Here is an 11,947-nt window from a genome sequence, read left to right as displayed (position 1 = left end):
CGAAGCGAATGAATGCAAAGCCAGCGTGGAGAGGGTTTCTGGGCATGTTCAACCTGAACGATGGCCGGTGGGGTCGCGGCGACGAGCCCGCATCCAACGGCGACCGCCCAACCGGCAATCGCCCCCCCGACGCAGATCCCCCGGGCGCACCGACGCCACCGCCTTCGGGCAACAACAATGGCAATCGCCCGCGCGGTCAAGGCCCGAATCAGGGGCCGCCGGATCTCGATGAACTCTGGCGCGACCTCAATCGCAAGCTCGGCGGCTTTTTCGGCGGCAAGGGCGGCGGCAACCGCCCCAGTGGCAGCAACGGCGGCGGTGGTGGCGGCAACGGCTACAGGCCCGACATGAAAAACGCAGGCTTCGGCCTCGGGCTGGTTGCAGCAGTGGCTGTTCTCATCTGGCTCGGCACCGGCTTCTTCATCGTGAACGAAGGCCAGCAAGCCGTCGTGACCCAGTTCGGCAACTACAAGGCCACCGTGAACGCCGGCTTCAACTGGCGGCTGCCGTATCCCATCCAGCGCCACGAAGTCGTGGTGACTTCGCAGATCCGCTCCACGGATGTGGGCCGCGATGCCATCGTGCGATCCACCGGCCTTCGCGAGTCGGCCATGTTGACCGAGGACGAGAACATCGTCGAAATCAAGTTCGCGGTGCAGTACCGCCTGAGCAACGCGCGAGCCTGGCTCTACCAGAGCAAGTCGCCCGCCGAAACCATCATCCAGGTGGCTGAAAGCTCCGTGCGCGAAGTGGTCGGCAAAATGAAGATGGATGCGGCGCTGGCCGAGGAGCGCGATCAGATCGCTCCGCGTGTGCGGCAACTGATGCAGACCATTCTCGATCGCTACGAAATCGGTGTCGAAGTGGTCGGCATCAACCTGCAGCAGGGCGGCGTGCGTCCCCCCGAACAGGTGCAGGCTGCGTTCGATGACGTGCTCAAGGCCGGCCAGGAGCGCGAACGCGCCAAGAACGATGCGCAGGCCTACGCCAACGACGTGGTGCCGCGCGCGACGGGTACCTCGTCGCGCCTCAAGGAAGAGTCCGAAGCCTACAAGGCGCGCATTGTTGCGCAGGCGCAAGGCGATGCCGGCCGCTTCAGTGCAGTGCTGGCCGAATACCAGAAGGCGCCGCAGGTCACGCGCGACCGCATGTACACCGATGCCATGCAGCAGATCTATGCAAGTACCACCAAGGTATTGGTCGACACCAAGCAAGGCTCCAACCTGCTGTACCTGCCGCTCGACAAGCTCATGCAGCTGAGCGGCAACAATCCCCCTGCGACGCCCGTCGATGCCGCCAGCCCCAGCGTGGCCGGTACCGCGCCGGCCCAGTCGTCGGTGATTCCGGTGGCGCCAGCCACGGGCGAAACCCGCGCCCGCGACGGCCGTTCGCGCGACCGTGACGTGCGCTGATCAAGGGCAGGAAAAACATGAACAGAATCGGATTCATCGCCTCGTCGATCCTTGTCTTGCTGGTGCTGCTGAGCTCGACCCTCTTCGTGGTCGACCAGCGCCAGTTCGGCGTGGTCTATTCCCTTGGCCAGATCAAGGACGTCATCATCGAGCCGGGGCTCAACTTCAAGCTGCCGCCCCCGTTCCAGAACGTGTCGTACATCGACAAGCGCCTGCTGACGCTGTCGAGCATCGACACCGAGCCCATGCTGACGGCCGAGAAGCAGCGCGTGGTCATCGACTGGTATGTGCGCTGGCGCATCAGCGATCCGCGGGCGTACATCCGCAACGTCGGGCTCGACGAGAACGCCGGCGCCATGCAGCTCAACCGCGTGGTGCGCAACGCCTTCCAGGAAAACATCAACAAGCGGACCGTGCGCGACCTGATCTCGGTGCGCCGCGAGGCGCTCATGGCCGATGTGCAACGCGAAGTGCTGGCGGTGGTTAAGGGCTCCAAGCCATGGGGCGTGGACGTGGTCGACGTGCGCATCACGCGCGTCGACTATGTGGAGGCCATCACCGAATCCGTCTATCGCCGCATGGAAGCCGAGCGCAAGCGTGTTGCCAACGAACTGCGTTCGACCGGCTATGCCGAAGGCGAAAAAATTCGCGCCGACGCCGACCGCCAGCGTGAAGTGATCGTGGCGAACGCCTACCGCGACGCCCAGAAGATCAAGGGCGAGGGCGATGCCCAGGCTGCTTCGGCCTACAGCGAGGCCTTTGGCCGCGATCCGCAGTTTGCGCAGTTCTACCGCAGCCTTGAGGCCTACAAGCAGAGCTTCAACAAGAAGAGCGACGTGATGGTGATCGACCCTTCGTCGGACTTCTTCCGCGCCATGCAGGGCGCCGGCACGCCAGCGGGCAGCGCGCCACGCCGCTAAGGCTGCAGGCCGGGCTGTCGTGAGCGCCGAAATTTTCTGGAGCGCACTGGCGCTGGTCCTGGTGATCGAAGGCATCCTGCCTTTCGTGTCGCCGGGCGGCTGGCGGCGCGGTTTCGGCCAGCTGATGCAGCTGCGCGACGGCCAGCTGCGCTTCTTCGGACTCTGCAGCATCTTGCTGGGTTTGTTTCTGCTTTGGGTAATGGGGTAGCGCGTCCCGGTAGAATCCCGGTTTAACCACGCCCCCGATCCCCATGTCCGCCTGGGTCCTCCCGGATCACATTGCCGATGTGCTGCCTTCCGAGGCGCGCCACATCGAAGAACTTCGACGCCAGCTGCTCGATACCGCCCGTGGCTATGGCTACGAGCTGGTAATGCCGCCGCTGCTCGAGCATCTCGAGTCGCTGCTGTCGGGCACCGGCGAGGCGCTCGACCTCCAAACCTTCAAGCTTGTGGACCAGCTCTCCGGCCGCAGCATGGGCCTGCGAGCCGACACCACCCCCCAGGTGGCGCGGATCGACGCCCACCTGCTGAACCGCGAAGGCGTGGCGCGCCTGTGCTACTGCGGCCCGGTGCTCCACACCCGCCCCGACCGCCCGCATGCCACTCGCGAGCCGCTGCAGTTCGGGGCCGAAATCTACGGCCATGCCGGCCTCGAGGCCGACACCGAAGTCCTGTTGCTGGCGCTCGATTGCCTCCATGCATCGGGAATCGGCGAGGGCCTGATCGTCGACCTGGCAGATGCGCGCATCGTTCGGGCGCTGTTCGCCGGCGTGCCGGTCGATGCCTCGGCGCTGGCGCGCGTGCATGCGGCGCTGGTTGCCAAGGACGCGAGCGAGTTGCATGCGCTCACGCGCGATTTCCCGGCACCGTCGCGCGACGGGCTTCGTGCACTGGTCCAGCTGTACGGCGATGCGTCGGTGCTCGACGAGGCGGCCAAGGCCCTCAAGGGCACGCCCGCCGTGAGCGCGGCGCTGGCTGGCCTGAAGCAGCTTGCCGCCAGCCTGCAGGGCGATTCCGCACGGCAGATCAGCTTCGACCTGGCCGACCTGCGCGGCTATGCCTACTACAGCGGAATGCGCTTTGGCATCTACGTGCCGGGTGCGGCCGATGCGCTGGTGCGCGGCGGCCGCTACGACGAAGTCGGTGCCGTGTTCGGCCGCAACCGCCCGGCGGTGGGCTTCAGCCTCGACGTGCGCGAACTGGTCGGCGTGCTGCCGGCACGGCCGCTGCGCGCAGCCATCCGCGCGCCCTGGAGCGACGCGGCCGGCCTGCGCCAGGCCATTGCCGCATTGCGCAAGGCCGGCGAGACCGTAGTCTGCGTGCTCCCTGGCCACGGCAGCGAAATCGATGAATTCCATTGCGACCGCGAGCTCGTCGAGCAAGCAGGGCAGTGGCGAGTCCGAGCCATCTGAATTTTTGAAGTAATGGAACGAGCATGAGCGTAACCACCGGAAGAAACGTGGTCGTCGTCGGCACCCAGTGGGGCGATGAGGGCAAAGGCAAGCTGGTCGACTGGCTGACCGAAAGCGCCCAGGGCGTGGTCCGCTTCCAGGGCGGCCACAACGCGGGCCATACGCTGGTCATCAACGGCGTGAAGACCGCGTTGCACCTGATTCCCAGCGGCATCATGCGGCCGGGCGTCAAGTGCTACATCGGCAACGGCGTGGTGCTGTCGGCCGCCAAGCTGTTCGAGGAAATCGAAGGGCTGGAGAAGGCGGGCGTCGAAGTGCGCTCGCGTCTGCGCATCAGCGAGGCCTGCCCGCTGATCCTGCCGTTCCACGCCGCACTCGACATTGCGCGCGAAACCTACCGCGAAAAAGGCGGCGTCGAGAAGATCGGCACCACCGGCCGCGGCATCGGCCCGGCCTACGAAGACAAGATTGCCCGCCGCGCGCTGCGCGTGCAGGACCTGAAGCACCCCGAGCGCTTTGCGACCAAGCTGCGCGTGCTGCTCGATCTGCACAACCACGTGCTGACCCAGGTGCTCGGCGCCCCCGCCATCGACTTCGACACGGTCTTCGACGAAGCCATGCGCCACGCCGTGCTGCTGAAGCCGATGATGGCCGACGTGTCGCGCGAACTGAACGACGCGCACAAGGCCGGCGCCAACCTGCTGTTCGAAGGCGCGCAGGGCACGCTGCTCGACGTGGACCACGGCACCTACCCGTACGTCACCTCGAGCAACTGCGTGGCCGGCAACGCCGCCGCCGGTTCGGGCGTGGGTCCGGGCATGCTGCACTACATCCTGGGCATTACCAAGGCCTACTGCACGCGCGTGGGCGGCGGTCCGTTCCCGACGGAACTCGACTGGGCCACGCCGGGCACGCCGGGTTACCACATGAGCACCGTAGGCGCCGAAAAGGGCGTGACCACCGGCCGCAGCCGCCGTTGCGGCTGGTTCGACGCGGCGCTGCTCAAGCGCTCGGCGCAGGTCAACGGCCTGTCGGGCCTGTGCATCACCAAGCTCGACGTGCTGGACGGACTCGAAAAGCTCGAGCTGTGCACCGGCTACGAGCTCGACGGCGAAATCACCGACATCCTGCCGATGGGCGCCGACGAAATCGAGCGCTGCACGCCCATCTACGAAACCCTCGAAGGCTGGACCGAAAGCACGGTCGGCGTGACGCAGTACGACAAGCTGCCGGTCAATGCGCGGCTCTACCTGCAGCGCATCGAGCAGATCACGGGCGTGCCGATCCATATGGTGTCGACCAGCCCCGATCGCGACCACACGATCATGATGCGCCACCCCTACCTTGCCGACTGACCAGGAACGAACCCCACCATGTTGACCGAAGACGGCAAGCATCTCTACGTCAGCTACGACGAGTACCACAACCTGATCGAGAAGCTGGCGATCAAGATTCACCAGTCGGATTGGCAGTTCGACACCATTCTGTGCCTGGCACGCGGCGGCATGCGCCCCGGCGACGTGCTGTCGCGCATCTTCGACAAGCCGCTGGCGATCATGTCGACCAGCTCCTACCGCGCCGATGCCGGCACGGTTCAGGGCCACCTGGACATCGCCCGCTTCATCACCACGCCCAAGGGCGAGATCGCGGGCAGGGTGCTGCTGGTGGACGACCTGGCCGACTCGGGCCACACGCTGCACGCGGTCATGGACATGCTGCGCAACAACTACAAGCCGATCAGCGAGCTGCGCAGCGCGGTGCTCTGGACCAAGGCGCTGTCGACCTTCACGCCCGACTACTCGGTCGAGTACCTGGCCACCAACCCTTGGATCCACCAACCGTTCGAAGGTTACGACGCGCTCGGCCCCGAGAAGCTGCTGGAGAAGTGGTCAGTCTGACCTGATCCGCGCGCGCCGGTTGCCCGCTCAACCGGTCGAATCGAACATCGCGGTGTAGCGCCGCTGCATTTCTTCCGGCGTCAGCTTCTCGATGCTGTGGCCCACGTTCCAGCGATGCCCGAAGGGGTCGCGGAACACGCCGGAACGCTCGCCATAGAACTGGTCTTGCGGCGCCATGTCCAGCGTGGCACCGGCCGCGACGGCACGGGCCACCACCGCGTCCGCATCGTCCACATGCAGGTGCAGCGTCACCGCGGTGCCGCCGAGCGTTTTGGCGCTGCGGATGTTGTATTCGGCAAATTCGTCCGAAAGCATCAGAACCGCGCCGTTGTGAAAATCGAGTTCCGCGTGGCCGATGCGCCCGCTGGGCTCGGTGAGGCGGAAGATCTCCTTCACTTCGAAGACCTTGCAGTAGTAATCGATGGCCGCGCCGGCATCGTCGACGCAAAGGTACGGGAACAGCTCGTGGATTGCCATGAGGGTGCCTTTCCAAAAAAAGAACAAGCAGGGCCAGAGCGTCATTCTGAGCGCTGCACCGCTGCTTTCCCAAGCCTTGGCCGAGGGACGCCGCAGCCTCGTTGCTCATCCGGACGGCGGCCGCGCTAGCATCTGCACATGAGCAAGCCCTCCACGACCCTGATCCACCACCCCTACACCCCACCTGCCAACTTTGCGGCGCCGCAGCCCGGCATCTTCAAGGCGTCGACCGTGTTCTTCGCCGACGTGGCTGCCATGCGCGCACGCGACTGGAAGACCAAGGCCGGCTACACCTACGGCCTGCACGGCACGCCAACGACCTTCACGCTCGAGGAGCGCCTGGCCACGCTCGAGGGCGGGACCGAATGCCTGCTGGTACCGAGCGGGCTCGCGGCCATTTCGCTGGTGTCCTTTGCCTTCCTGAAAAGCGGCGACGAGGTGCTGATTCCCGACAACGCCTACGGCCCCAACAAGGCGCTGGCCACCGGTGAGCTGGCGAACTTCGGCATCACGCACCGCATGTACGACGCAATGAACCCGGCCGACCTGGCTGCCAAGCTGTCGGACCGCACGCGGCTGGTGTGGGTGGAGGCGGCGGGCTCGGTGACCATGGAGTTTCCCGATCTGCCGGCGCTCGTGAACGTCTGCCGCGCGCGCGGGGTGGTCACCGCGCTGGACAACACCTGGGGCGCGGGCCTGGCCTTCGCGCCTTTCGATTTCAACGGCAGCGGGCAGGGTGTGGACATCTCGGTGCATGCGCTCACCAAGTACCCGAGCGGCGGCGGCGACGTGCTGATGGGCAGCGTCGTCACCCGCGACGATCGCCTGCATCGTGCGCTCAAGCTCACCCACATGCGCATGGGCTTCGGCGTCGGCGTGGGCGATGTGGAAACCCTGCTGCGCTCGCTGCCCAGCATCGGATTGCGCTATGCCGCGCACGACCGTTCGGCGCGCGAACTGGCGCGCTGGCTCAGTGGCCGCGAAGAGATCGCCCAGGTGCTCCATCCCGCGCTCGAAGAATCGCCCGGCCATGCCAACTGGCGTGCGCTGTGCGGCGCGGCCGACCTGGCCGCCGGGCTCTTCTCGATCGTGTTCGACGAGCACTACAGCACCGAGCAGGTCGACCGCTTCTGCGACAGCCTGAACCTCTTTCGCCTCGGCTATTCGTGGGGCGGCCCCGTGAGCCTCGTGGTGCCTTACGACATCGGACTGATGCGCGACGCAAGCGTCGCGCGGTGGCCCTACAAGGGCACGCTGGTGCGCTTCTCGGTGGGCCTGGAGGACGTGGAAGATCTGCGGGCCGACCTGCAGCAGGCGCTGGCGCGGCTGTAGGTTCGCGCGCGCCATGGGGAGAAAGCGCCGCCAGCTTCGTGCCGCTGCGTTGCCGGCCGCGCGCGAGGTGGTATTGCCGTCAGCGCCCGGCCGGGTCGTCCCGCGCGTGCTGGCCCTTCCTGCGCCCGTGCTGGAGGCGCTCGAGCAAGCTGGGCCGCTGGAAGGCGTCCCGGACCTGAGGGCGACCCGGCTCCTTGTCGGCGGGCTGATCGCTGTTTTCGCGCTGGTCGCGCTGTCGCTCGGTGCGGCGGTGATGCTGGAGGGCGAGGGATCCAACATTCAGGGCAACGAAGCGGTCGTCGTGCTTGTCGGATTGGTGCTGGCAGCCGGTTTGGGCGGCGGTCTCTGGCACCTGGTGCGCCAGTTTTCGCGGGTCGGCGGGGGGATGTTCCGCATCGACTCGACGGGCCTGCGTTGGGGCGATCCGGCCTCGCCGCGGGGCGTCGCCTGGCGCGACGTGCGGCGCACGTCCGCCGGCTTCTGCGACGTGAAAACCGAGTTCGCCTCGGGCGAGGCCATCGTCAAGCGCCTGGTCTTCCAGCAGCAGGCTGCAGGGGGCTGCGGCATCGCCGAGATCAAGCTGCCCCTGGCGCTGACCGTGGACGCCGGGCGCGTCCTGCGCTTTCGCAACCGCGCCGTGCTGCTGCGCGCACTCCTGCTGCGCCTCGCAACCCAGCCGGAGCCGCGCCTGCGCTTTGCGGCCGAGGTGTTCATCGACGCCGGCATCGATCCGGAAACTTGGGAACCCATGCTGGCTCCCAGGCGCTGGATGTGGCTGTCTTCCGTTGGCGCGCTGCTGCCGGTGCTGCCCGTGATTTTTCTATGGCCGCCGGGTGTGCACGCCGGCTGGATGGTGGCCGCAATGGTCCTGGCCATGGTGGCTGGCGCGGGGGCGATGGGTTGGTTCATGTTCCAGCGCTATCCGGGTTTGCAAGGTGTGTTCGAGTTCGAAACGGCTCCCGGTCCGCTGCCTTGAGACCACACCGTTATCGCTTACAGTAGCCTACGCACAGTCACCGGGACTGTCTCGCCTCAAGGAGAAGCAGTGGCAACACCAAATTACGGCTACGAGAAGCGCCAGAAAGAGCTGGCCAAGAAGAAGAAGAAGGAAGAAAAGCTCCGCGAGAAGGCCAATCGGAAGCTCTCTCCAAGCAGCGATGGCCTTGCGCCGGGCGACCCGGAAACCGACGTCGCTTCGCTGGAACGCGATCCGCCCACCATCCCCGAGCTGCCCACCAAGAACGGTTGATTCTTCGAAACCGGGCTCTCGACGAAAAAAGCCGCCGCAGGCCTTCGGGCTTGCAGCGGCTTTTTTGCTTTTGAGTCCCGCCTATTTGGCTGCCAGCAGCTTGCGCAGTTCCGGCCAGACGTTGTCGAGCAGCTGCGGCTGGGCCGCGGCGGTGGGATGGATTCGGTCCGCCTGGAACAGCGAGAGCGCATCGGGCGCGTCGGCCACGCCCTTGAGCAGGAACGGCACCAGCGCGGCCTTGGTGGCGCCGGCCACCTTGCCGAACACGGCCTCGAAGCGCCGTGTGTAGTCGCCGCCGTAGTTGGGCGGCACCTGGATGCCGACGATCAGCACCTTGGCGCCCGAGGCCTGCGCGGCCTTGGTGATCTGCAGCAGGTTTTCCTCGGTGTTCTGCAGCGGCAGGCCGCGCAGCGCGTCGTTGGCGCCAAGCTCGACCACCACGTGGCTGGGCTTGTGCTGCGTCAGCAGCGAGGCAAAGCGGGCTCGCCCGCCTGAGGTGGTGTCGCCACTGATGCTGGCATTGACCACCGTGGCCGGGATCTTTTGCGCCGCGAGGCGCTTTTCGAGCAGGGGCACCCAGCCCTCGCCACGCTTGAGGCCGTACTCGGCGCTCAGCGAATCGCCCAGCACCAGAATCACCGGCTGGCGGGGCGCAGCAGCCTGTGCGGCCTGGGCCTGCGCCAGCCCCGATGTCCCTGCGCTGCCGAATGCGGCCGCGGTCAAGATAAAGTCACGTCGATTCAAAACGAAAAGCCTTTTCATGTCCCAACCCTCGCCTGATGCCATTGTCGCTGTCGAGCACGTGTTCAAGTCGGTGACCGACTCGACCGGCACGCTCGACATTTTGCAGAACATCGATTTCACCCTGGGGGCGCGGGAAACTGCCGCCATTGTCGGCGCCTCGGGCTCGGGCAAGAGCACCTTGCTGTCGATCATCGCCGGCCTCGACACGCCCACCCGCGGCACGGTTAGGCTGGCGGGGGACGACATCTTCGCCATCGACGAGGACGAGCGCGCCGCGCTGCGTGCCCAGCGCGTGGGTTTCGTGTTCCAGAGCTTCCAGCTGCTGGGCAACCTGAGCGCGCTCGAAAACGTGATGCTGCCGCTCGAGCTGGCCGACCGCAAGGACGCCCGCAAGGCCGCCACCGAGATGCTCGGGCGCGTCGGGCTCGGGCAGCGCCTGGGCCACTATCCCAAGGTGCTTTCGGGCGGCGAACAGCAGCGCGTGGCGCTTGCCCGCGCCTTCGTGGTGCAGCCGGCCCTGCTGCTGGCCGACGAACCCACTGGAAGCCTCGACTTCGCGACCGGCGAGCAGGTCATGCGGCTGATGTTCGACCTCAACCGCGAGCTTGGCACCACGCTTGTGCTCGTCACCCATGACCGCGGCATCGCGGCCCAGTGCGAGCGCCGGATCACCATCGAGGCCGGGCGCATGGCGCTCAACGAGTCCAGGCCCGTGCTGGTGGCCTCGCTCGAAGCATGATCGTCCCCCGGTTCTGGGCCGAAGGCCGCATTCAGGAGCAGGTGGCGGGCAAGCAGATTACCGTGCGGCGCTACGGCTGGTCCGACGACAGCCCGATCGCCGCGCAGGCGCATGCCGACGAGCGCACGAGAGAGGCGTTCGATCGCATTGCCAGTGGCGAGAAGCTCAACCGCCGCGAGCGAAAGCTGGCCTACAACGGGGCCGAAGGCGTGCCCATCCGCGAAGAGATCATCGAGCGGCAGGGCGACACCGTCATCACCCGCAACAGCTACGGCGCGCGCTGCCTCAACACGCCCGACGTGCTGTTCGTCGACATCGATTTCGACGAGCCCCTGCGCGGCAGCCTGTTCGCCTTTGCAATTGCGCCCGCACTCATCGCCGGCGTCGTCGGCGGCTGGACTGCCAAGACCTGGGAGGGCGGGCTCATCGCCGCCATCGTGGTCTTCATCGTCGCCTATCGCATCGGCCTGGCCAAGAAGCGCGGCGAGGCCAGCAGCAACCCCGCGCCCGAGAAGCGCGCGGCCGACCGCATCGGGCGCTTCGTTCATCAGCATCCCGACTGGCACCTGCGCCTCTATCGCACGCCGGCCGGCTTCCGGGTGCTGGCGATGCACGACGTTTTCAGCCCGGCCGACATGGCGGTTGCGGACTGCTTCCATGCGCTGGGCGTGGACAAGACCTATGCGCGCATGTGCCGCAACCAGAACTGCTTTCGCGCCCGCCTGAGCGCCAAGCCCTGGCGCATCGGCATCGGCGAGCACATCCGGCCGCGGCCGGGCGTGTGGCCCGTGTCGCCCGAGAAGCTGCCCGTGCGCGATGCGTGGGTTGCGCACTATGAAAAGGCCGCAGAGGGCCATGCCGCCTGCCAGTACCTGGAAAGCGCAGGCAACAGCGCGCGCGTGCACCCGAACGCACTGGCCGTGCAGGAACTGCACGACGAACGGACCCGTGCGCACAGCGGATTGCCTATTGCATGAAGGAGAGGGCGCGCAGCCCTCGATAATCGACAGATGTCTTCTCCCAAAGTGATCTTCGGCTTCCATGCCGTGGGCGTGCGCATCAAGACCGCGCCGAAATCGGTGCTCGAAGTGATGTTCGACACCAGCCGGCGCGATGCGCGCATGAAACAGTTCATCGTACGCGCGCAGGAAGCCGGCGTGCGGCTGGTCGAGGCCGACGGCCTCCGGCTCGCCAAGCTCAGCGGCAGCCACGGCCACCAGGGCGTGGTGGCCCGGGTCGAACCCATCGCGCAGGTCCGCTCGCTCGACGAATTGCTCGAAGGGCTCGAGGAGGCCGGCACCGTGCCCCTGTTGCTGGTGCTCGACGGCGTGACCGATCCGCACAACCTCGGGGCCTGCCTGCGCGTGGCCGATGGCGCAGGCGCGCATGCGGTCATCGCCCCCAAGGACCACGCAGCCGGCATCAACGCCACGGTGGCCAAGGTGGCGAGCGGCGCCGCCGAGACCGTGCCGTACTTCATGGTGACCAACCTGGCGCGCACGCTGAACGAGCTCAAGGAGCGCAACATCTGGTGCATCGGCACGAGCGACGATGCGCCCGGCACCCTCTACCAGAGCGATTTCAAGCGGCCCCTGGCGCTGGTGCTCGGCGCCGAAGGCGAGGGCATGCGGCAGCTCACCCGCAAGACCTGCGACGAGCTCGTGAGCATTCCGATGGCGGGTGCGGTGGAGAGCCTGAACGTTTCGGTGGCCAGCGGGGTGTGCCTCTACGAGGCGATGCGGCAGCGCGGCGCCTGATGACGCG

At 66.7% G+C, this 11,947-nt stretch carries 14 protein-coding genes; 12 read left to right on the top strand and 2 right to left on the bottom strand.

The genetic code is table 11. The features are described from left to right. The first annotated feature begins 44 nt into the window (after nucleotides 1-44). The 6 genes from hflK to BLR24_RS00225 are packed head-to-tail and all read left to right on the top strand — an operon-like array spanning nucleotide 45 to nucleotide 5,642. The gene (gene hflK / locus BLR24_RS00250) at nucleotides 45-1,412 is read left to right on the top strand and encodes an FtsH protease activity modulator HflK (RefSeq protein ID WP_093010975.1); all 1,368 of its coding nucleotides are present in this window, start codon (nucleotides 45-47) and stop codon (nucleotides 1,410-1,412) included. Between the two features lie 17 nt (nucleotides 1,413-1,429). Beyond that, nucleotides 1,430-2,332 (top strand): protease modulator HflC, encoded by a 903-nt coding sequence (hflC, locus tag BLR24_RS00245; RefSeq protein ID WP_093010972.1) that lies wholly within the window; start codon nucleotides 1,430-1,432, stop codon nucleotides 2,330-2,332. Between the two features lie 19 nt (nucleotides 2,333-2,351). Next, a complete protein-coding gene (locus tag BLR24_RS00240; RefSeq protein WP_093010969.1) occupies nucleotides 2,352-2,540 on the top strand; it encodes a DUF2065 domain-containing protein in 189 nt (62 codons plus the stop codon). Between the two features lie 43 nt (nucleotides 2,541-2,583). Continuing rightward, nucleotides 2,584-3,744, top strand: coding sequence for an ATP phosphoribosyltransferase regulatory subunit (locus BLR24_RS00235; RefSeq protein ID WP_093010966.1), 1,161 nt, complete (start codon nucleotides 2,584-2,586; stop codon nucleotides 3,742-3,744). A 23-nt stretch (nucleotides 3,745-3,767) separates the two neighbouring features. Next, nucleotides 3,768-5,099, top strand: coding sequence for an adenylosuccinate synthase (locus BLR24_RS00230; protein WP_093010963.1), 1,332 nt, complete (start codon nucleotides 3,768-3,770; stop codon nucleotides 5,097-5,099). An 18-nt stretch (nucleotides 5,100-5,117) separates the two neighbouring features. Next, nucleotides 5,118-5,642: a phosphoribosyltransferase gene (locus BLR24_RS00225; RefSeq protein ID WP_093010960.1), complete on the top strand. Its 525-nt coding sequence runs from the start codon at nucleotides 5,118-5,120 to the stop codon at nucleotides 5,640-5,642. 27 nt (nucleotides 5,643-5,669) lie between these two features. On the opposite strand, the gene BLR24_RS00220 is transcribed toward BLR24_RS00225, so the two are convergent. Continuing rightward, nucleotides 5,670-6,119 carry a VOC family protein gene (locus BLR24_RS00220; protein ID WP_093012655.1) on the bottom strand — a complete coding sequence of 150 codons (450 nt, stop codon included), beginning with the start codon at nucleotides 6,117-6,119 and terminating at the stop codon, nucleotides 5,670-5,672. Between the two features lie 138 nt (nucleotides 6,120-6,257). On the opposite strand from BLR24_RS00220, the gene BLR24_RS00215 reads away from it, so the two are divergent. From BLR24_RS00215 to BLR24_RS00205, 3 genes are all read left to right on the top strand, one after another. Then, nucleotides 6,258-7,451 carry a cystathionine beta-lyase gene (locus BLR24_RS00215; protein WP_093010957.1) on the top strand — a complete coding sequence of 398 codons (1,194 nt, stop codon included), beginning with the start codon at nucleotides 6,258-6,260 and terminating at the stop codon, nucleotides 7,449-7,451. 13 nt (nucleotides 7,452-7,464) lie between these two features. After that, nucleotides 7,465-8,427: a hypothetical protein gene (locus tag BLR24_RS00210; protein ID WP_139188680.1), complete on the top strand. Its 963-nt coding sequence runs from the start codon at nucleotides 7,465-7,467 to the stop codon at nucleotides 8,425-8,427. A gap of 69 nt (nucleotides 8,428-8,496) precedes the next feature. After that, on the top strand, nucleotides 8,497-8,700 hold the full coding sequence (locus tag BLR24_RS00205; RefSeq protein ID WP_093010951.1) for a hypothetical protein: 204 nt from the start codon (nucleotides 8,497-8,499) through the stop codon (nucleotides 8,698-8,700). An 81-nt stretch (nucleotides 8,701-8,781) separates the two neighbouring features. Here BLR24_RS00205 and BLR24_RS00200 read toward each other — a convergent pair whose 3' ends face one another. Then, on the bottom strand, nucleotides 8,782-9,462 hold the full coding sequence (locus tag BLR24_RS00200; RefSeq protein ID WP_175543128.1) for an arylesterase: 681 nt from the start codon (nucleotides 9,460-9,462) through the stop codon (nucleotides 8,782-8,784). Between BLR24_RS00200 and BLR24_RS00195 the strand changes: the two genes are divergently transcribed. The 3 genes from BLR24_RS00195 to rlmB are packed head-to-tail and all read left to right on the top strand — an operon-like array spanning nucleotide 9,461 to nucleotide 11,940. Continuing rightward, entirely contained in the window at nucleotides 9,461-10,183 is a 723-nt protein-coding gene (locus tag BLR24_RS00195) for an ABC transporter ATP-binding protein (protein ID WP_093010948.1), read from the top strand. The two genes, BLR24_RS00200 and BLR24_RS00195, sit on opposite strands and share 2 nt — an antisense overlap. Continuing rightward, the gene (locus BLR24_RS00190; RefSeq protein ID WP_055796396.1) at nucleotides 10,180-11,160 is read left to right on the top strand and encodes a hypothetical protein; all 981 of its coding nucleotides are present in this window, start codon (nucleotides 10,180-10,182) and stop codon (nucleotides 11,158-11,160) included. Before BLR24_RS00195 ends, BLR24_RS00190 begins: the two co-directional genes overlap by 4 nt. Nucleotides 11,161-11,193: 33 nt before the next feature. After that, the gene (rlmB, locus tag BLR24_RS00185) at nucleotides 11,194-11,940 is read left to right on the top strand and encodes a 23S rRNA (guanosine(2251)-2'-O)-methyltransferase RlmB (protein ID WP_093010946.1); all 747 of its coding nucleotides are present in this window, start codon (nucleotides 11,194-11,196) and stop codon (nucleotides 11,938-11,940) included. The last annotated feature ends 7 nt before the right edge of the window (nucleotides 11,941-11,947 follow it).

This window comes from Variovorax sp. OV700, from assembly GCF_900099805.1.
Classification (GTDB): domain Bacteria; phylum Pseudomonadota; class Gammaproteobacteria; order Burkholderiales; family Burkholderiaceae_C; genus Variovorax.
The sequence above is the reverse complement of the archived record's forward strand: the minus strand, read 5'-3'. Positions and strand labels throughout refer to the sequence as shown.